Raw genomic sequence first — 19801 nt, 5'->3', positions numbered from 1 at the left:
CGGACATAGCGAACACCCGGTGGCCGATGTGCTGCCGAGCAGGCGAATCCGTGACTTTGCCCGCCGATTCCTGCGGATGTGACTACTGCTCAGGTCGGTTGGCTCTAGGCTATGCATCGTGCGAGGAATCGGGTCTCGCGGCGATACCCGCACGCGAGTGCGGGCCGCATCGGCGCTGGCGACGGCAATGGTCATGGCACGGACGACCGGGGCGTTCTACGTCATGGGTGGCGTGCTCGGACTGCTCATCACTGCCATCGCCCCGGGTGGCGAGGGCAATCGTCCCCTCGTGGGCGCGGCGGCGGCGACCGCGCTGATGCTCGGTATCAGCCTGCTGATCTGGGGTCCGCGGCTGCCGCATTCGATCCATCACGGGTACGTCGCCATGGCGACCGTTCTGGTGACCGTTGCGGTGCACTGGTTTCCGAATACCGTCGGCGCGATCAGCCTCGCCGCGTTCTACGTGTTCATCGCCTGCGATGCCGCGATCTTCTTTGCGTGGCAATGGGTTGCGGCGCATGTGGCGTTCGCGGTGCTGCTGTGCTTATGGGTGGTGCCCTCGCGCGGATTGCCGTGGTGGTCGGGCATGATTCCGGCCGGGGTGACCGTGGGCGTCGGCATCGTGGTCGGCATTCTCACCCGGATGGCGTCGGACGCCGATATCGATGTGCTGACGGGACTGTTGAACCGGCGCGGCTTCGATCGAGCGCTCAACGGCGCCATCGCCCATGCCACCCGGACCGGACAGGGCCTGGCGCTGGTGCTGGTCGACCTCGATCGCTTCCAGAAGATCAACGATCATCTCGGCCACCGCGCGGGTGACGCCGTACTGCAGCGGGTGGCCGACACCTGGCAGAAACTGCTGCAGCCGGATCAGCGTCTGGCCCGCTACGGCGGGGACGCGTTCGCGCTGCTGTTGCCCAGCACCACCGAACAGGCCGCGATCCTGCTCACCGAGCAACTGCGCGCGGCGGTCACCACCGGCTGTTCGGCCGGTGTCACCTCGTGGCAGCCGGGCGAATCCGGTTCGCTGCTGGTCAGTCGCGCCGATGTGGGTCTGTACCGGGCCAAGCAGGCCGGGCGCAACCGGACCGTCCTGGAATCCTCGCGGCAGCTGCCGCTGGCGGTGGAACTGCGCGAGGCGATCGATACCGGCGCGCTCGATGTGCACTACCAGCCGATCGTGAGCCTCACCGAGGGCGGGACCAAGGCCGTCGGCGTGGAGGCGTTGCTGCGCTGGTCGTCCAACGCACAGCCGGATGTGACCACCGAGGGCCTGATCCGGGTCGCCGAGGAATACGACCTCATCTCCGATCTGGACGAATTGGTGCTGCGGCGCGCCTGTGCCGACGCCGCGCGGCTGCAGGAGACCTTCGCCCAGCTCGATCTCACGCTGAACGTCAATGTCAGCGGCCTGGAACTGGCCGAATCCGATTACGCCGACCGGGTTTCCGGCATCCTGGCCGATACCGGCTGGCCCGCCGAACAATTGGTGCTCGAGGTGACCGAGAGCGAGCTGGCCGCCGAATCCCAGACCGCCATCGGCAATCTGCACAAGCTGCGCGAGCGCGGGGTGCGGATCGCCATCGACGATTTCGGAACCGGCTACTCCTCGCTGAGCCGCCTGGCCACCATCCCCAGCGATATCCTCAAGGTCGACCAGTCCTTCGTCGCGGCCATTCGTTCCGATTCCCCGGCCCCGCCGCTGCTGGGAGTCATTGCGGCCCTGAGTAAATCGCTGGATCTGCAGGTCATCGCCGAGGGCGTGGAGACCGAATATCAGGCCGCGGTGCTCACCGAACTCGGCTTCGCCCTGGCCCAGGGCTATCACTACAGCGATTCCCATCCGGTGTCCGCGCTGATCAGTGATCTCAACGAGGCCCGCGGCCTGGTCGGCGCGGGTGTTCCCGAACACGAATTCTCCGGTAACGGCTGGATTCCCATGGACAATCCCGGGCGGAACTGATCGCCCGGTCGCCGACCGGCAAAATGGTGGGATGACATCGCTGAACGTTGCCGTCATCGGGTACGGCCTGGCCGGATCGGTCTTCCACGCACCGTTGATCGCCGCCGAACCGAGAATGCGCGTGGCCGCGGTGGTCACCTCGTCCGAGGAGCGGGGCGCGCAGGCCGAGCGCGAATATGCCGGGGTGCGGGTGATCGGCGCGGCCGAGGAGCTGTTCGCCGATCCCGCGGGTATTGATCTGGTGGTCGTCGCGACCCCGAATCGAACGCATGCCCCGCTGGCCCGGCAGGCGCTCGCGGCGGGTCTGCCGGTGGTGGTTGACAAGCCGTTCGCGCTGACCGCCGCCGAGGGCGAGGAGGTCGTCGCCGCGGCCGAGACCGCGGGCCGGGCGTTGAGCGTATTCCAGAATCGCCGCTGGGACAGCGACTTCCGCACGCTGCGCCGCTTGATCGCCGAGGGCGAGCTGGGCGAGGTGCGCCGCTTCGAATCCCGCTTCGAGCGCTGGCGGCCGGTGAGCAAGGGCGGCTGGCGCGAGGTCGGCGGCGTCGAGGAGGGTGCGGGCATCCTCTACGACCTCGGCAGTCATCTGGTCGACCAGGCCCTGTATCTGTTCGGTCCGGTCACCGACGTCTATTGCGAACTGGATTCCCGCCGAGCCGAGGTGAGCACCGACGACGACGCGTTCCTGGCCCTCACCCACGCCTCCGGGGTGCGCTCGCATCTGTGGATGAGCGCGGTCACCCCGCAGCTCGGCCCGCGCCTGCGCGTACTCGGATCCGAGAGCGGATATGTCTGCTACGGATTGGACCCGCAGGAGGCGGCGCTGCGCTCGGGCCGCCGCCCCGACGACGGGAAACCCTGGGGCGCGGTGGAATCCGACGGCTGGGGGCTGCTCGGAGTCGACGGCGACACCCGGCGCGTGCCCAGCGAGCCCGGCGACTATCCGGCCTTCTACGCGGCGATGGCCGACGCGCTGCTCGACGGCGCTCCCGTGCCGGTCGATCCGCGCGATGCCGTGGCGGTACTGCGGATTCTGGAGCGGGCGCGCGCCCTGACGTGAGCCGTTCGAAAGCCGTTCCGCCGATTCGGCTTTCGCCGCACCGGTGCTGTGTCATCGTGCGGACATGCTGATCGAATACGGGGTGTGGGTGCTGCGGTTGGCCATGGCAGGGGTTTTCGGGCTGTCGGCCTGGGGGAAATTCGCGGATCGGAGCGGGACCGGTCAGGCGATGACGGAATTCGGGGTACCGGTGCGGTGGGCCCCACCGGCCGCCCGGGCGCTGCCGCTGATCGAGGCGATGGTCGCGGTCGGACTGCTCGTGCCGTGGGTGGCCGTGGGGGCGGCCACGTTGGCGCTGGTGCTGCTGATCGTGTTCACCGCGGCGGTGCTGCGGCTGCTGGCGCGCGGAAAACATCCGTCCTGCTCGTGTTTCGGGGCGATCGGGACGGGCCCGATCGGGCGGCGGACCGTGCTACGCAACGCGGTACTGATCGTCCTCGCCGCCGCGGCCCTGGCCGGATCGATGGCATACCCGCGCGGGCCCGGCGGTATCACGGTGGATCGCTCGATCGGTTCGGCCGTCGCGGTGGCGCTGGCGACGTTGCTGGTTCTGCTGTTCGGTGAGCTGCGGGCGGTGCGACGGCGGGTCGACGAGCAGGCGCTGTCCACGCTCGGGGGCGAGGGGCTGCCGGTCGGTGCGGTCGCGCCGGAATTCGAACTGATCGATACCCGGGGTGGTCGGGCGTCGCTCGAGACACTGCAGCGCGACGGGCGAAATCTGTTGCTGGTCTTCGTTCATCCGTCCTGCGAGATGTGCGCGGCGCTGGCACGCGAGCTGCCGCGCTGGCAGGCTCGCGCGGCCGATGCGCTCACCATCGCGGTGGTGGGCAACGGCGAGGTCGACGAGCATGCGCACTGGCGGCGGCGCCACGGCATCGAGGAGATCCCGGTCCTGGTCCAGCAGGGCAACGAGGCGGCACTGCGGTACCGGGTGCGCGGTACACCGTCGGGTGTCCTGATCGATGCCGAGGGACGCGTGGCGGCACCGGTGGCACGCGGTGCGATGGCGATCCGTGAGCTGATCGGGCGCGCGAAAACAGCTGCCCGACAGTAATCGCCAGCGGTAATCAGGCGACTTGTCCGGAGAAATCAGGCATTTCACCCGGACGGCCGTGATATTCCGCAGGAAACGGGTCGGTCCTCCAAATATACTGTCGCGCAATCGATTTCGCTGTTAAGGGCGGTTTTCGCGCCTTACCATCGAGATGTCCAGTTCTCCCGCTGTATCAGTTCTCGAGGTGAAACACCATGGCGGACTTCGCATTCACTGATTACTCCGGCAAGGAATTCGTCATCCGATTGGAAAACGAGCAGCGCATCGCCGAGGCGCGCCGCATTCTCTCCGGTGAGGAGACGATGTCGGTCCACGTGATGGGCCGCATTCGCAAACAACAGGCCGACTACAACCCGGGCTGGAACTTCCACCTCGATCCCGATACGGTCACGTTCTTCACCATGGCCATCGAGGTGTGCGACGCCAGCATCACCTACGTCGACGATCATCTCGACGAGGCGTGCGGAGCGTTTCTGCCGGGCTGCTTCTGGTGTCCGTGGTCGTCGAAGCTGACCAGGGAAATCAAGTGAGCTTGCGGGCCCGCAGTTCGTGACCCTTGGAGGTCTTGCAGCGTCCGCTCTCCAGATCCCACTGCCAGCCGTGCAGATTGCAGGTGAGGGTGGTTCCCTCCACCACACCGAATTTGGACAGGTCGGCCTTGAGATGCGGACAGCGGCGCTGCACTTCCCAGCCGGCGAGTTCGGTGGAGGCCGAATCGTCGTGCGCCTCGGAGAACCAGCCGTCGGCGTAGGCGATGCGCTCGTCGGTCAGGCATTTGAAGAAGGTGTAGAGGAATTCGTTGTAGCCGCCGATCCGCCACGCCTGGAAGCGGGTGGACAGGAAGATCGTGTTGACCCAGTCGGGTTCGTTGTCGCGCAATACGGTTCGCGCCAGCTGCGGATCGATGCGGAAACCGTAGCGGTACTTACCTTCTCCGTCGATCGGGCCGCGCACCACGCGCTTGGGGAAGTCCAGCACCACGGTCTCGTCGCCGAGGACCAGTCCGACCGGATAGCCGATACCGTCGCAGATCAGATCGCTCTGTGCCATGATCGGCTCGAACAGCTCCTTCAGCTGCGGCAGCAGCGGGCCGTCACCCGTTGCCCAGGAGGCCTTTTCGGCCTCCAGCGCCGGAGCCAGGCGCCGCGCCATCAGTTCGATGTACTCGGCCTTGTTGTCGTAGATCAGTCCGGGCTCGAACGGATGGGTGAGGTCGAGTTCGCGGCCGCGCACGTCGGCGACCGAGCCGGGGATCATCAGGATCCCGCCCTCGTTGCCGTGGATGCGCATCTGCTCGAGGAACACCATCTGATCGGGGAAGATGTTGCCCTCGTCGCCGTGATCGTCGTTGAGATAGCGCAGCTCGTCGTCGAGGAACACCGGCGGTCCGGCCGAGGGCACCACCCAGGTCGCGCCGACCTGCTCGATATAGCTGCGGCACCGGTCCATACCGCGCTGGCGCTTCTGCTTGCCGAAGTTCGCCTTGGTGCGGCTCGGGATGTCGTAGACCATCGGGTACCAGATCGCGCCCGAGTACTGCAGCAGGTGGATGTCGACATGGCCGAACGCCTCGTGCAGCACGTCCATATCGACCGGCCGCGCGTCGTTCATGTTGAAGCACACGGTCTCACCGTCGGAGACGACCAGACCCGAATCGCCGATCGGCCCGTCGGCGGGCGCGCGCAGCGCGATGATCATGATGTCCAGCTCGCCGCCCGGACCCGTGACGGTGTGCTTGACCGAATCCTCGGTCTCGAAGAATTTGGTGAAGCCCAGCTTCTCCAGCTCGCGCCGCAGATCCGGCACCGGATAGTCCGGCAGCAGGACCGTCGCGTCCTTGTTCACGTGCTCGGCGAGGTTCTTCGCGTCGAAGTGGTCGCGGTGCAGATGCGAGACGTAGAGGAAATCGCAGTCGCCCAGCTCGTCCCAGTCCAGCTGGGTGTTGTCCGGGAAGGGGAACCACGAGCCGAAGTACGCCGGGTTGACCCAGGGATCACAGAGGATCGTCCCGGCCGCGGTGCGGATATGGAATCCGGCGTGTCCGACGCTGGTGATCTGCACGAAGAAGCCCTTCCTGAACCGTTGCCAGCCACCCAGGGTAGCGGTTAGGCGGAAACGTCGCCGATGCAGTAACCCCGCTCATCCGACTTCAGGGTGAAGGTGCGCTCGCGCTGGGCGCCGGTGGTCCCGGTGACCGGCGCCGAGACCGTGAGGTAGTCCCCGCGCAGGGCCTGGGAGGACAGCGAATCGTCGACGAACGAGCGCACCGGGCCGAGTTTGCTCGGGTCGGTCGCCAGCGGCGCCGCGGCCGTGCGGCCGCTGCCGGTGGGATCCCAGCTCGTCCCGGCCGCGCACAGCAGCGGATGCGCGGTCTCGGTATCGGCCGGGTCCAGCGGGGCGCCACGCAATCGGGACAGATAGCGGCGCACGGTGTGCCGGGCATCGGCGTCGTTGAAGGTGTCACCGCCGGTGGGTACGACGCGCGGGCAGGCGTATCCGGTGTCGATATCCTCGCGCAGGGCCACGACGCTGATGTTCTGGCGCGCGTTCTTCCACACGATCTGGGTGCCGTCGTCCACGCCGGGCTGGGCCAGGGCCGCGAGAATCGCCTGCTTGTCGGCGTACATCGCGGCGATATTGCGCGGTGCGAGGGTCCAGCAGCGGCGTTCGAGGGTCGGCTGCGGCGCCTGCTGCAGATCCATCGCCCAGCGGGTCAGCGCATCGGCCGCCGCGGGGTCGGGGCTGGTCAGCGTGACAGTCACGGCCACCTCGCCCGGCCGGGCGGTCACCACGGGCGTGGGGACGGCCGCCGCGACCGAGGTCGAATTCGGTGTCCGCGTGGTCGGCGGCTCCTTCGACCAGTCGGTGCCCTCGATTCCGGCGCGGGAGTCACAGCCCGTCAGGAGCCCGGCGCTCACCACCGCGATTCCGGCCACCAGTGCGATACGGGTGAATTGTGCACTGTGCCTGATGGATTCCCACACAGCTGGTCGGGGGCGTTCCACTGTGGTGAACCTCTTTCGTATGCGGTACTCGTTACCGGGTGTGACAGCGACTACGCTAGCGGAATTGTGGAACCCGTCTACCGGACGATCATCGGCTTGGCCCGTACTGTCTTCTTTGTCCAGGGCCTGAAATTCGACGTCAAGGGGGCCGAGAACGTCCCCGCCGAGGGTGGCGCGGTCATCGCCATCAATCACACGGGGTATATGGACTTCACCTATGCCGGGCTGCCCGCGCGCACGCCGAAGCGGTATATCCGCTTCATGGCCAAGAAGGAGGTCTTCGACGACAAGATCTCCGGGCCGATCATGCGCGCGCTGAAGCACATTCCCGTGGATCGGTCCGCGGGGGCGGATTCGTACAAGGCGGCCGTGGACTATCTGCGGCGCGGTGAGCTGGTCGGTGTGTATCCCGAGGCCACCATCAGCCGTAGTTTCGAGATCAAGGAATTCAAGTCCGGCGCCGCGCGGATGGCCATCGAGGCCGGGGTGCCCATCGTCCCGATGGTCATCTGGGGTGCGCAGCGGGTGTGGACCAAGGGGTATCCGAAGCGGCTGGGGCGTACGAATACTCCGATCGCCATCGCGGTCGGCGAGCCGATCCAGCCGCCGGTGGTGGAATCGGGCGGCAGTATCGCCGAACCCGCCGCGGAGCTGAGCCGCGAGTTGCGCTCGGTCATGCAGGATCTGCTGCTGGAACTGCAGAAGGACTATGTACACGAGCCCGGCGCGTACTGGGTTCCGGCCCGCCTGGGCGGCGCTGCCCCCACACTGGAACAGGCCGATGCGATGGATGCCGCCGAGGCGGCGGAGAAGGCGGCCAAGCGTCGATCCGACGCGGCCGAGCAATAGGTAGTACGGGAGTTCGGGTATGGCGCGGGAACTGGTCTTCGACGTTCTCACCGGCCTGGTGCGCACGATCTTTCGCGTGCAGGGGCTGCGGATCGATATCGAGGGGCAGGAGCATATTCCGCGCACCGGCGGGGCCGTGCTGGCGGTGAATCACACGGCCTATCTGGATTTCATGGAAGTCGGTCTGGTGGGCCGCAATTCGGGTCGCAATGTCCGCTACATGATGAAGGCCGAACTCGAGCACGGCATTGTCGGCTGGTTGATGAAGCAGTGCAAGGCGATCGGCGTGGACCGCAGCGCCGGGGCGCAGTCCTTCGGTCGCGCGGTGACGTCGCTGCGCGACGGCGAGATCGTGGTGGTCTATCCGGAGGCGACCATCAGCCGCAGTTTCGAATTGAAGGAATTCAAATCCGGTGCGGCCCGGATGGCGCTCGAGGCGGGGACGCCGATCGTGCCGATGGTGATCTGGGGCGCACAGCGGGTGTGGACCAAGGACATTCCGAAACAGCTGGGCCGCCATCGCTTTCCGATCCACATCCGGATCGGCGCACCGATTCCACCGCACGAGCCCGCCGACGCGCTGACCGCCGAATTGCGTTCCAGCATGGAACAACTCCTGCAAAGGGCCCAGCGGAACTACGAGATGCCCGCCGGAGCCCGCTGGGTTCCGGCGCGCCTCGGCGGCGCCGCTCCCACCCTCGACCAGGCGGCGGTCATCGAGCAGGAGGAGCTGGCCCGTCGCCGCGCGGCCGCCCAGCGCCGGGCCGCCGACGAATAGACGTCAATCGGCAAGGGCCACAGGCTGTTTCGGAGTCACGCTCGAGTCGGCACTCGGGCCGGTACGGCCGAATACGATCGCCGCGCCGACGATCGCGACGACCGCGGCCAGCCAGAACGCCCGGGGTACGCCGACGGTCAGGGAGGTCGCCGTCAGCGCGGCGGCGAGCTGACTTCCCAGTGCGCCGCCGACAGTGCGAGCAACGGTGTTGATGCCGTTGGCCGTTGCGCCGTGGGCCTGATCGACCACCTGATGCAGATGCGCGGGGGCGGCGGCCATGACCAGGGCCGTGCCCAGCCCGATGGGCAGCGCGCAGATCGCCAGCCGCGCGAGGTCGCCGTGCGCCAGCGCCAGCAGCGCCGCACCCGCCGCCGCGGCGAGCAGGCCCGCGGCCATCGGCAGCCGGGGACCGTGGCGGCGGATGAGGTGTCCGGCCAGCGCGCCCGCGGGCAGGATGATCAGCGTCGACGGCAGCATCACCAGCCCGGCGGTGGTCACCGAACCCGCGAAACCGCCTGCGGGCCGGGGTAGTTCGACCAGCTTGGGTACCAGCACGTAGTAGAGGAACTGCACCACGCCGAGGGCGAAGATCGCCAGATGCGCGACGCCGACCCGGCGATGCAGCACCAGATCCGGATCGATCAGCGGTGCGTGCAGGCGGCGTTCGAGCGCGAGGAATCCGGCCAGCGATGCCGCGCCCAGCACGGCCGTGCCCAGTGTCCGCGCCGCCAGCCAGCCCGCCGTGGGTCCGAAGGTGAGCGCCAGGAGAATTCCCGACAGCCCGCCGGCCAGTAGTACGGTCCCGGCCGGATCGAGTCCACCCGTACGGGTCGTCCGCCCCTCGGGTACGAACGCATACGTGAGCGCGGCGGTGACCGCGATCAATCCCGCGCCCGATACGAAAAGCCAACGCCACGAGGCGTGGTCGACGATCAGCCCGCCGCAGACCAGTGCGATACCGGCGGCCCCGCTGACCAACCCGGCCAGCAGGCCCAGCCCGCCGTGCACGCGCTCCGGCGGTAGCACGCGCGGAACCGAGCCGAAGGCCAGCGGCAGGATGGCGAGACTGATGCCCTGTGCGGCGCGGGCCGCGATCAAGACGCCGATATTCGGTGCGGCCGCGGCGATCACGGTCGCGATCAGGTAGACCGCGAGCACCGTCAGCAGCGTGCGCCGCCGCCCGTACCGATCGCCGAGCCGCCCGATCACCGGTGTGAGCACCGCGCTGGCCAGCAGCGGTGCGCTGAGCACCGCCCAGGTCGCGGCGCTCGTACTCGCGTGCAGCGCCCGCTGCAATACGCCGAGAGCCGGGACCAGCATGGTCTGCATCAGCCCGTAGGACAGCACGCCGAAGCTCAGCGCGACCATCGCGCCGATACGCCGAGTGGACGAGATATCCGAGTGCACAGCACCTCCCAATTATGCGAACATCGTTCGCGTTAGGTGACCCTAACTACTTGCGAACAACGTTCGCAAGGCCCTGTGTCGCGGTTGGTTAGGCTCAGCGGCGACGGAAGGAGCGGAATGCGCGCGGAACGCCTGAGCCGCGAGGCGATCGTGATCGCCGCGCGCCGCGTCGCCGATGCGGAGGGTCTGGCCGCGCTGACCCTGCGCCGGATCGCGCAGGAGCTCGACACCGGCCAGGCCTCGCTCTACCGCCACATCGCCGATCGGCGCGAACTGCTGGCCCTGCTCAACGACGATCTCGCGCGGGCGTTTCCGGTGCCGCGCGCGGGAACCCCGCGCGAACGGCTCGTCGAGCAGTGGTGCGCCGCGCATCGCGTCCTGCTCGCGCATCCGTGGGCGGCGCGCGTGATCGTCGACGCCGCCTCGGTCACCCCGACCGCGCTGCCGTTCACCGAGGGGGCGATGGCCTCCCTGCTGGAGGCCGGACTCGACGCCGCGACCGCCGCGCGCACCTATCGCGCGGCCTGGCATCTGCTGCTGGGCCAGGTCGTCAACGAGCATCCGCTCGGCCATCCGGGTTTCGAGGTCGATCCGCTGGACTATCCCGCGCTCACCACGGTCCGGTCGCATCTGCTCGCCGAGGATCCCGCCGCGGAGTTCGAATGGGCGCTGCGCCGGTTACTCGACGGCGTACTCGGATCCGAGCGCTGACCGGGGGATCTGCTGGTCAGGCGTCCGTATCCGACACGCCGGTCGGCGCGCCCGGGTGACCAGCCGACACACAGCCCTTCCTGCGTGTCGCGTTCGGACTAGATACCGTTCGGAATCATGACGCGCTATGTGATGCCGGCGGAATCCGCTCCACATGCTCGGACCTGGCTGGCCTGGCCGGCCAAGGAATCGGTGTGGGAACACCTGCTGCCGCTGGTGCGCGACGATGTGGCGCGGCTGGCGCGCGCGATCGCCGAACGCGAGCCGGTGACCGTGATCGCCCGGCGCGAACATGTCGATCAGGCCCGGCTGGCCTGCGGTTCGGCGGTCGAGGTCATCCCCGCGCCGCTGGACGATCTGTGGCTGCGCGATACCGGTCCGACCTTCGCCCGCGCCGCGGACGGCTCGCTCATCGGAATCGACTTCAATTTCAACGGATGGGGCCAGAAGGCCGAATTCCACATGGATGCCAAGGTGGCCCGAAAGGTTCTGGAGAATGCGGGAATCGAGCGCGTGATCGCCCCCATCGTGGCCGAGGGCGGCGCGCTCGAGGTCGACGGCGCGGGCACCATGCTGGCCACGGAGAGTTCGCTGATCAATCCGAATCGCAATCCGGATCTGCGGCACGAAGACATCGAACGGGCCGTGGCCGATCTGCTGGGCATCGGCAAGATCGTATGGCTGCAGGGGGTGGCCGACGAGGATGTGACCGATTGTCACGTCGACGCGTTCGCGCGGTTCGCCAGCCCGGGCGTCATTCTGCTGGACTGGCCGGTCGATCCGGACCCCGCCGACGTCTTCGCCCGGGCGGCCGCCAAGGCGCGCTCCCGGCTGGCCGAGGCCACCGACGTTACGGGCCGCCCTTTCGAGATCGTCGAACTGCCGCAACCGAATCGGGCCGATATGCCCGGCGAGCGCGGCATGGACTTCCTCTACTCCTACGCCAACTTCTACGTCGGCAACGACGCGGTCTACCTGCACGCCTACGGCGACCGCCGCAGCGACGACCGGGCCGCGGGCATCGTCGCCGAACAGTTCCCGGGCCGCGAGGTGGTGCGCATCGAATACAACGCGGTCGCCGAGGGCGGCGGCGGCATCCACTGCTGCACCCAGCAGCAGCCGATCTGACTCAGCTGGGATCCGACCCCCGGATCGCGGCCAACCAGATCGCCGTACCCGCGAAAACGGTACTCGCGCAGGCGAAGGCGACCAGGCCGCCGCCCACCGCGTACACCCAGAACAATCCCGCGAAGGGCGCGGCGACCGCGGACTGGGCGTCCAGCAGTAATCGGCGAGCGGGCCGCTCGGCACGGGCGGCATGGGCCGGACCGTCCGGATCCGGCCGCGTCGGATTGTCGATCAGCCTGCCCACCGGCTCCGAATCTCGCGGCGGTCCGGACGGATACAGCCGCCGCTCGCCCAGACGTACTGTCCCAGCGCCGAATTCGACCGCCGCCTCCGCCTGCGTGACCAACGCCGGATCGAAGTACACCGGCAGCCAACGGGTTCGCCCGCCCGCGGTGAACTCCAGCCAGGACCGGCTCGACAGCCGATGCTGCTGCCGCACCCGCTTACCCGCCGCCGTCCCCGCCTGTACGACCCGCCACCGCAGCGCACCGACGGCGACCGCGAAACGAAATCCGCTGTAGCCCAGGACGACCAGCGCCACCGTCGCTACCAGACCGATCAGCTCCACATCGCCGAACGGCGCCCAGGCGAGACAGATCGCCAGGACGCCGAACGTCGTCAGAGCCGGATAGGCCAGCGGATGGCCCGAACCGGAGATCACTTCAGGAAGCCGACCTTGGTCCAGTCCAGTGTGGCCAGACCGCGGGCGCCGTAGTTGGCCAGCCCGGCGCGCACGGCCAGGATGCCCGGCGACTGGATCAGCGGCGCGGAATGGCCCTCCTCCCAGATCTTCTTGTCGACCTGGTTGGCCAGTTCGATCGCCTTCTTCTCATCGAGCTCCGAGACCGTCTTCTCGATCAGATCGTTGAGTTCGGGTGAGCCGATGCGACCGTAATTGCCCTGGATATCCTTCGGGTCGTAGCCCCAGATCTGGTTCAGGCTGCCCAGCGGGAACGGGTCACCGACCCAGGACCACTGCGCCACATCGAAATCGCCGGGTTGGATCACCTGGCTGAAATAGCCCTGGCCGGGCTTGGTCTCGATATTCAGCTTCACGCCGACGCGCGCCAGATTCTGCTGCATGATCTGCGCCATCTGCACCCAGATGTCCTGGTTGTACATGACATCGCGGATTTCTAGCTTGCGCCCGTTCTTTTCGCGCACGTCGCCGTTGAGCTTCCAGCCCGCCGCGTCGAGCTCCTTGGCTGCGGCGTCGGGATCGTAGGGCAGGCTGTTGTCCTGGAAGCCCGCCTGACCCTCGAGGTAGACGTGGTTGTTCAGCGCGTGGGGATTGGCCACCAGGCCGTTATCGATCGCGGTGGCGATGCCCTGGCGGTCGATGGCCTTGATGATGGCCACGCGCACCGCCGGATCGGACAGGATGGAGCCCGGCGCGCCGTTGAAGGTCAGATGCGACCACTGCGTCGCGGGCGTACGGCGGATCGCCACATCCGGAATGCCCTGTGCGGTCTTGAGTTCGTCGCGGTTGCCGATGCCATCGGCATCGATCTCGTTGTTCTGCAGTGCGGGCAGGGTCGCCTCGGAGGCCAGCACGCTGAAGGTGATGGTGTCCAATTTCGGGGTGGCGCCCCACCATTTCGGATCGCGCTCCAGCACGATTCGGCCCTGTGCCCGGTCGGTGGAGCGGACGCGGAACGGGCCCGAGGTCACCGTGATGCCGTCGACCTGGCTCTTGTTGAACGCCTCGGGGTTACCGGTGACGGATTTGGGCAGCAGGAAGCTGTTGCCCGCGAACTGGCCCTTCCACTCCGCGAAATGCTTGTTGAAGGTGATGACGGCCTGTTTGTCGTCCTTACCGCGTTCGACCTTCTCCACCCGATCGAAACCGCTGTTGTTGGCGATCAGGTACGACTTGTCGCGCCCGCTGAGCGCGTTGGCCTCGGCGGCGATGTCCTCCCAGCTCATGGGGGTGCCGTCGGACCAGGCCGCCTTCGGGTTGATGGTGTAGGTGACCTGCTGCGGATTGGTATTGGTGAGTTGGACATCGGTGAAGTAGTCGGTGTTCACGGAGGTGTTGCCCGCGGCGTCGATCCGGAACGCCTGCGGCATCATCGGCCGTTCGACGTTGGTGATCTCGATGTCGTTGCCGTCGACGGACAGGGTGTTCCAGTTGACCGGGAGCGCCGAGATCGGCAGCCGCAGATTGCCGCCGTCGCGCAGATCTGCCACATCGTGCGGATTGATGTCGTTGGTTGTCCCGATCGCGGACGTTCCGGTGCCGCCGGAATCCGAGCTCGAACAGCCGGACACGATCAAACCTAGCGTGACCGCGGGTATCGCGGCTCGGATCACTGTCGAACGAATCCGCATGGATCGCTCCTTCCGTCGGGACAGGGGTACTACTTAACCGGAACGGGGACCGCGTCGATGAGGGCGCGGGTGTACTCGTCGCGGGGAGCGGCGAAAATCTGTTCCGCCGGGCCTGATTCGACGATCTTGCCGCGATACATCACGGCGATGTCGTGGGCGAGGTTGCGCACCACCGACAGATCGTGCGAGACGAACAGATACGACAGTCCGCGCTCGGCCTGCAACTCGCGCAGCAGATTCAGCACGCCCGCCTGGATCGAGACGTCCAGCGAGGACACCGGTTCGTCCAGCACCAGCAGTTCCGGATCCAGCGCCAGCGCGCGGGCGATATTGATGCGCTGTTTCTGTCCGCCGGAGAAGTCGGCCGGGTAGCGGTCGGCGTGTTCACTGCGCAGGCCGACCTGCTTCAGCAATTCCGGTACCCGCCTGCGGATCTCGTCGCGCGAGCGGCCGTCGACCCGCAGCGGTTCGGCCAGCGCGTCGAAGATGGGCAGGCGCGGATCCAGGGAGGCCGAGGGATCCTGGAAGACGATCTGCATCTTGCGGCGGATCTCGCGGCGCTGCGCCTTGGTCAGGGTGGTCACGTCGTGGCCGAGCACCTCGATGACGCCCGCCTCCGGCCGGATCAGATCCAGGATCTGGGTCAGCGTGGTGGATTTACCCGAACCCGACTCGCCGACCAGCGCCAGGGTGCGTCCGGCGCGCACCTCGAAGTCGATACCGTCGACCGCGCGCACCTCGCCCTGGCGGCGTTTGAACACCACGCCGGAGGTGATCGGGAAGGTTTTGGTCAGTCCCGAAACCCGCAGTACCACACGGGGATCCGGCTCGACCTCGCGTTCCGGCTCGGTGATCTCGCGGCGGTAGGCGGCGAACAGCGCGTCGGCGCCGACCTCCGCCGTGCGGATACACGCGGCGCGATGGCCCGGATTGGTGTCCTGCAGCGGTGGTTCCGCGGCGCGGCAGTCATCGATCGAGACCGGGCAGCGCGGGGCGAACGGGCAGCCGGGCGGCAGCGCGTGCATGGCCGGTGGCGCGCCGACGATGGGAATCAGCGGGGCGCGCGGCGGGCCGTCCATGCGCGGGATGGAGCCGAGCAGGCCGACGGTGTAGGGCATGCGCGGGGAGTTGAAAAGTTCGGTGGCTCCCGCGGTTTCGACGATTCGCCCGGCGTACATGACCGCCACCCGATCGGCCAGGGTGGCGGCGATGCCCATATCGTGGGTGATCATCACCACGCCCGCGCCGGTGATGTCGCGGGCCTTGCGCAGCAGGCCGAGGATCTGCTTCTGCACGGTGACGTCGAGCGCAGTGGTCGGTTCGTCGCAGATGATCAGTTCCGGATCGTTGGCGATGGCCATCGCGATCACCACGCGCTGGCGCATACCGCCGGAGAATTCGTGCGGGAATGCCTTGGCGCGCAATTCCGGATCGGGAATGCCGACCAGATCCAACAGCTCCACCGCCCGACGCGCGGCCTCGGATTTGCCCATCTTCCCGTGGGCCAGCAGGGCTTCGGCGATCTGTTCACCGATGCGGTACACCGGGGTAAGCGCGGAGAGCGGATCCTGGAAGACCATGCTGATCCGGCTGCCGCGCAGGCTGGACAGCTGGCGATCGCCCATGCCCAGCAATTCCTTACCGCGCAATCGGATCGACCCGCGCACCCGCGCCTGATCGGGCAGCAGACCCATCACCGCCAGGGAGGACACCGATTTACCCGAACCGGATTCACCCACGATGGCCAGCACCTCGCCGTCGGCGACGGTGTAGTTCACCCCGCGCACGGCGTCGATACGACCCTCCTCGGAGGGGAACGACACGTGGAGGTCCGAAACCTCCAGCAGCGGTGCGGTTGTCGCACGCATCGCCTCACTCATGCTGCGGCGGCCTTTCCATCAGTCGGCACCGCGGCCGGACCTTGCGGATCGTCGTTTTGCCTACGCCGCGACCGCGCTCGCCTGGAGCTCGGATCGAAGGCGTCGCGCAGGCCGTCGCCGACCAGATTCGCGCACAGCACCGTGATCACCAGCAGGCCACCGGAGAACAGGAACAGCCACGGATAGGTCAGCGCGGATTTGGTGCCCGCGGCGATCAGCGAGCCCAGGGACACATCCGGCGGCTGTACGCCGAAGCCCAGATAGCTCAGGCCCGTCTCGGCGATGATCGCCGAACCGACCGAGAGCGTGGTGTCGATGATCAGGATCGAGGCGATGTTCGGGACGATGTGGGTGGTGATGACGGTCCAGGTCGAGGCGCCCATATACCGTGCGGCCCGGACGAATTCGCGATCGCGCAGGCTCAGGGTCAGCCCGCGCACGATCCGCGCGCTGATCATCCAGCTGAACGCCGCCAGCAGCACGATCAGCAGGATGATCGAACCGCTACCTTTGGTGCGCGGTGCGAAGATCGCGACGACGATGAAGCTGGGCACCACCAGCAGCAGATCGACCAGCCACATGATGGCCCGGTCGGTCCAGCCGCCGAGCAGGCCCGCGACCGATCCGGTCGCCACGGCGATGAGGCTGGTGAAGATCGCCACGCTGAAGCCGATCACCAGTGACTTCTGCAGTCCGCGCAGCGTCTGGGCGAGGACGTCCTGGCCGATCTGATTGGTGCCGAACGGATGATCCGGGCTCGGCGGCTTCAGCAACGCCGTGTAATCCAGCTGCTCGTAGTCGTATTTCAGCAATGGCGGCAGCGCGAAGGCCAGAATCAGCATGAGCAGCAGGACGATCAGGCCCGTCACCGCCGCTTTGTTGCGAAGGAACCGGCGCAACACCAGTTTCCGGCGTCCGGCCGCGGCGGGTTCCGGCGCGCCCTGAACGATGATCTCCGCTTCGCTCATGACACACGCACCCGGGGATCGAGGAGGGCATAGACGATATCGGACAGCAAACCGGAGACCAGCACCACCAAACCGGCGAACGCGGTGACCGTTGCCACGATGTAGAGGTCCTGGGCATTGATGCCGTCCACCAGCCATTCGCCGACACCGTGCCAGCCGAAGATCTTCTCGGTGAAGGTCGCGCCCGTGATCAGCGCGCCGAGACCGTAGGCGAACAGGGTGGCCATCGGGATCAGGGCGGTGCGCAGGCCGTGTTTGTACAGTGCGCGGTTGCGAGTGAGCCCCTTCGCGCGGGCGGTGCGGATGAAATCGCTCTGCAGCACGTCGAGCATCGCATTGCGTTGGTAGCGGCTGTAACTGGCCATCGAGCCCAAGGCCAGGCCGAGGCTGGGTATGACCATGTGCTGGAGGCGGTCGACCAGCTGATTCCACAGTCCGTGCACGGCATTCGCCGAGGTTTCGCCGGTGTAGAGGAAGATCTGCTGACCCGTCAGGGAGTTGACTTCCAGCGCACCATATTTCAGGATGGTAGCGAGTAGGAACACGGGGGTGCTCAGAATCAGCAGCGAGACGATCGTCGTGAAGTAGTCGCTGAATCTGTACTGCCGGATGGCCCCCGCCGCACCGATCAATACACCGAGGACCGTGCCCACGATCGATCCGACGATCAACAGGCGCAGGCTGACACCGATCCGGCGCGGCAGCTCCTCGCTGACGGGCTGGCCGCCCAGCGTCTTGCCGAAGTCGCCGTGCACCATGCCGCCGACCCAGGTCAGATAGCGCTGCGGGATCGGATCGTTGAGGTGCAGCTCCTCGGCCTTGGCGTCGATCACCGATTGCGGGGGCCGCGGATTGCGCTGTTGCAGGCTGTCGAGCGGATGAAAGGTCAACGAGGCCAGGCTGAACGTCAGGAACGTCGCCAGCACCAGCAGCACGACATAGTTCAGCGCACGTCGTAGCAGAAAGCCGGTCATCGGTCCCCTCGGGTCGGTTACTAGCCCCTGATCATAGGGACACATGGGGTTGGTGGCGTGTTATGCACGGCGGGTGACATGCCCGAATCGGAGATATCGTGCATCGGTCCGATCGTTACGGACGAAGTTCAGGTTCGAACAAGGGGGCTGATCGATGAATCTTCCGCAGTATCCGGGCGGCTACGACCCGTACCCGCAGGCATGGCAACCCGCGCCGAGCGGCGGGACGGCCATTGCCGCGGGTGTGCTGGCGGCGCTGGGGGCGGTGAGTGAGCTGCTCGGCGGACTGGTTGATGTGGCGTTGGGCGCGACCGGATTCGGCCGCGAGTACGTCGATTCCGGTGTGTACACACGGAGTTGGGCCGGGTCCTATCTGATGGCGATCGGCGTGTCGGGATTCGTGATCGGCGCGCTGCTGGCCTGGGGTGCGATCGCGATCTTCCTGCGCAAGCCGATCGGGCGGTCGCTGATCGTGGTCGCCACGGTGCTGTCGCTTCTGATCGGCCTCGTGGGCGTCGCGGTGTCGGCGAGTGCCGGAGCCTTCGACTCCGCGGCCGGTGCGGTCGGTGGAACCGTGGGTGGTCTGGTCGGATTGGCCTTCCCTGTCGTGACGCTGGTCCTCGCCCTGGTCCCCGCGACCGGGCGATGGCTGGCACACCGCCCGACCGGGGCCTATCCGCCCGGATATCCGGGCGCGCCCTATTCGCCACAGTCGTATCCGTCACAGCCCTACCCGGGTCAACCGCCGTCGCCGCAGCCCCCGGCCCCGCAACCGGGCCCTGCGCCGACCGATAACCCCTGGGGTCGCCCCGAATCGTGATTACGGTCCGGGCAGCGTTTCCGGCAGGATGGAATGGGTGACTCGTCTGCACCTGTCCAAACCGAAGATGGTGGCCACCGACGTCGACGGCACGCTGATCGACGAGCAGGAGCGGGTGACGCCGCGCACCCGGGCCGCCGTGGCCGCGCTGGTCGCCGACGGGGTGCCCTTCGTCCTGGCCACCGGGCGGCCGCCGCGGTGGATCGCGCCCGTGGTCGAGGGGCTGGGACACGCGCCGCTGAGCGTGTGCGGCAACGGTGCGGTCATCTACGACAGCGCCGCCGATCGCATCCTGCACAGCACCACCCTGGACGCGGAGAGCCTGGCCTGGATCGCGGATCTGGCCGAGCGGATCCTGCCCGGTTGTGGGCTGGCCGCCGAGCGGGTCGGCGCGAGTGCGCACGATGCGGCCACACCGCAGTTCGTGAGTTCGCCGGAGTACGAGCACGCCTGGCTCAATCCCGACGACACGCAGGTGGCGCGGGGTGAGGTCTTCGCGGCGCCCGCGATCAAAATGCTGATCCGGTTACGCGGGGCCAGCAGCGCCGATATGCGCGCGGCGCTGGAACCGCAGTTGCGCGGCCGGGCCGACATCACCTATTCGACCAATAACGGGCTGATCGAACTGTCCGCGCCCGGTATCACCAAGGCCGCGGGCCTGGCGGTGGTCGCCGAACGCCTCGGCGTGCAGGACACCGCGATCGTGGCCTTCGGCGATATGCCCAACGACGTTCCGATGCTGCGCATGGCCGGGCACGGCGTGGCGATGGCCAACGCCCACGCCGAGGCGCGGGCCGCCGCCGACGAGATCACCGCCTCCAACTCCGCCGACGGCGTGGCCCAGGTCCTCGAACGCTGGTGGGGCTGAGC

Annotated in this window: 18 protein-coding genes; 10 read left to right on the top strand and 8 right to left on the bottom strand. The window is 67.5% G+C overall.

What is annotated here, in order from left to right:
• The first annotated feature begins 118 nt into the window (after nucleotides 1–118).
• The 4 genes from NP4_RS37445 (at nucleotide 119) to NP4_RS37430 (ending at nucleotide 4610) form a co-directional block, all read left to right on the top strand.
• Nucleotides 119–1966 carry a putative bifunctional diguanylate cyclase/phosphodiesterase gene (locus NP4_RS37445; RefSeq protein ID WP_245998608.1) on the top strand — a complete coding sequence of 616 codons (1848 nt, stop codon included), beginning with the start codon at nucleotides 119–121 and terminating at the stop codon, nucleotides 1964–1966.
• Between the two features lie 31 nt (nucleotides 1967–1997).
• Nucleotides 1998–3026, top strand: coding sequence for a Gfo/Idh/MocA family protein (locus tag NP4_RS37440; RefSeq protein ID WP_068008658.1), 1029 nt, complete (start codon nucleotides 1998–2000; stop codon nucleotides 3024–3026).
• Between the two features lie 64 nt (nucleotides 3027–3090).
• Nucleotides 3091–4080 carry a MauE/DoxX family redox-associated membrane protein gene (locus NP4_RS37435; RefSeq protein ID WP_068008655.1) on the top strand — a complete coding sequence of 330 codons (990 nt, stop codon included), beginning with the start codon at nucleotides 3091–3093 and terminating at the stop codon, nucleotides 4078–4080.
• Between the two features lie 194 nt (nucleotides 4081–4274).
• Nucleotides 4275–4610 (top strand): BP74-related protein, encoded by a 336-nt coding sequence (locus NP4_RS37430; protein WP_068008652.1) that lies wholly within the window; start codon nucleotides 4275–4277, stop codon nucleotides 4608–4610.
• On the opposite strand, the gene NP4_RS37425 is transcribed toward NP4_RS37430, so the two are convergent.
• Nucleotides 4603–6141, bottom strand: a complete 1539-nt coding sequence (locus tag NP4_RS37425) for a Rieske 2Fe-2S domain-containing protein (protein WP_068008649.1) — start codon at nucleotides 6139–6141, stop codon at nucleotides 4603–4605. The genes NP4_RS37430 and NP4_RS37425 overlap by 8 nt on opposite strands.
• A 44-nt stretch (nucleotides 6142–6185) precedes the next feature.
• A complete protein-coding gene (locus tag NP4_RS37420) occupies nucleotides 6186–6998 on the bottom strand; it encodes a hypothetical protein (protein WP_245998618.1) in 813 nt (270 codons plus the stop codon).
• 153 nt (nucleotides 6999–7151) lie between these two features.
• On the opposite strand from NP4_RS37420, the gene NP4_RS37415 reads away from it, so the two are divergent.
• Together NP4_RS37415 and NP4_RS37410 are read left to right on the top strand one after the other, a co-directional pair.
• Nucleotides 7152–7934 carry a lysophospholipid acyltransferase family protein gene (locus tag NP4_RS37415; RefSeq protein WP_068008646.1) on the top strand — a complete coding sequence of 261 codons (783 nt, stop codon included), beginning with the start codon at nucleotides 7152–7154 and terminating at the stop codon, nucleotides 7932–7934.
• 19 nt (nucleotides 7935–7953) lie between these two features.
• Complete coding sequence (locus NP4_RS37410; protein WP_068008643.1) at nucleotides 7954–8712, top strand: lysophospholipid acyltransferase family protein; 759 nt, start codon at nucleotides 7954–7956, stop codon at nucleotides 8710–8712.
• A 3-nt stretch (nucleotides 8713–8715) separates the two neighbouring features.
• Here NP4_RS37410 and NP4_RS37405 read toward each other — a convergent pair whose 3' ends face one another.
• Complete coding sequence (locus tag NP4_RS37405) at nucleotides 8716–10119, bottom strand: MFS transporter (RefSeq protein WP_068008638.1); 1404 nt, start codon at nucleotides 10117–10119, stop codon at nucleotides 8716–8718.
• Between the two features lie 117 nt (nucleotides 10120–10236).
• On the opposite strand from NP4_RS37405, the gene NP4_RS37400 reads away from it, so the two are divergent.
• Nucleotides 10237–10830, top strand: a complete 594-nt coding sequence (locus tag NP4_RS37400) for a TetR/AcrR family transcriptional regulator (RefSeq protein ID WP_068008635.1) — start codon at nucleotides 10237–10239, stop codon at nucleotides 10828–10830.
• A gap of 117 nt (nucleotides 10831–10947) precedes the next feature.
• Nucleotides 10948–11958 (top strand): agmatine deiminase family protein, encoded by a 1011-nt coding sequence (locus NP4_RS37395; RefSeq protein WP_068008632.1) that lies wholly within the window; start codon nucleotides 10948–10950, stop codon nucleotides 11956–11958.
• 1 nt (nucleotide 11959) lies between these two features.
• Here NP4_RS37395 and NP4_RS37390 read toward each other — a convergent pair whose 3' ends face one another.
• Genes NP4_RS37390 through NP4_RS37370 form a run of 5 tightly spaced genes read right to left on the bottom strand, consistent with a single transcriptional unit; the run spans nucleotide 11960 to nucleotide 18111 of the window.
• Complete coding sequence (locus NP4_RS37390; RefSeq protein WP_114755886.1) at nucleotides 11960–12619, bottom strand: hypothetical protein; 660 nt, start codon at nucleotides 12617–12619, stop codon at nucleotides 11960–11962.
• Complete coding sequence (locus NP4_RS37385; RefSeq protein ID WP_068008629.1) at nucleotides 12616–14289, bottom strand: ABC transporter family substrate-binding protein; 1674 nt, start codon at nucleotides 14287–14289, stop codon at nucleotides 12616–12618. The genes NP4_RS37390 and NP4_RS37385 overlap by 4 nt, the downstream gene beginning before the upstream one ends.
• 29 nt (nucleotides 14290–14318) lie before the next feature.
• Complete coding sequence (locus NP4_RS37380) at nucleotides 14319–16157, bottom strand: ABC transporter ATP-binding protein (RefSeq protein WP_068008696.1); 1839 nt, start codon at nucleotides 16155–16157, stop codon at nucleotides 14319–14321.
• A gap of 8 nt (nucleotides 16158–16165) precedes the next feature.
• Nucleotides 16166–17137 carry an ABC transporter permease gene (locus tag NP4_RS37375; RefSeq protein WP_068008625.1) on the bottom strand — a complete coding sequence of 324 codons (972 nt, stop codon included), beginning with the start codon at nucleotides 17135–17137 and terminating at the stop codon, nucleotides 16166–16168.
• Entirely contained in the window at nucleotides 17134–18111 is a 978-nt protein-coding gene (locus NP4_RS37370) for an ABC transporter permease (RefSeq protein ID WP_062503203.1), read from the bottom strand. Before NP4_RS37370 ends, NP4_RS37375 begins: the two co-directional genes overlap by 4 nt.
• Before the next feature lie 154 nt (nucleotides 18112–18265).
• Here NP4_RS37370 and NP4_RS37365 point away from each other — a divergent pair, with 154 nt between their 5' ends.
• Nucleotides 18266–18931: a hypothetical protein gene (locus tag NP4_RS37365; RefSeq protein ID WP_068008620.1), complete on the top strand. Its 666-nt coding sequence runs from the start codon at nucleotides 18266–18268 to the stop codon at nucleotides 18929–18931.
• Nucleotides 18932–18959: 28 nt separating this feature from the next.
• Nucleotides 18960–19799 carry an HAD family hydrolase gene (locus tag NP4_RS37360; protein WP_068008615.1) on the top strand — a complete coding sequence of 280 codons (840 nt, stop codon included), beginning with the start codon at nucleotides 18960–18962 and terminating at the stop codon, nucleotides 19797–19799.
• Nucleotides 19800–19801 lie beyond the last annotated feature (2 nt).

This window comes from Nocardia pseudobrasiliensis NBRC 108224 (assembly GCF_001613105.1).
Lineage (GTDB): Bacteria > Actinomycetota > Actinomycetes > Mycobacteriales > Mycobacteriaceae > Nocardia > Nocardia pseudobrasiliensis.
This window is presented reverse-complemented; position numbering and strand designations above follow the sequence as displayed.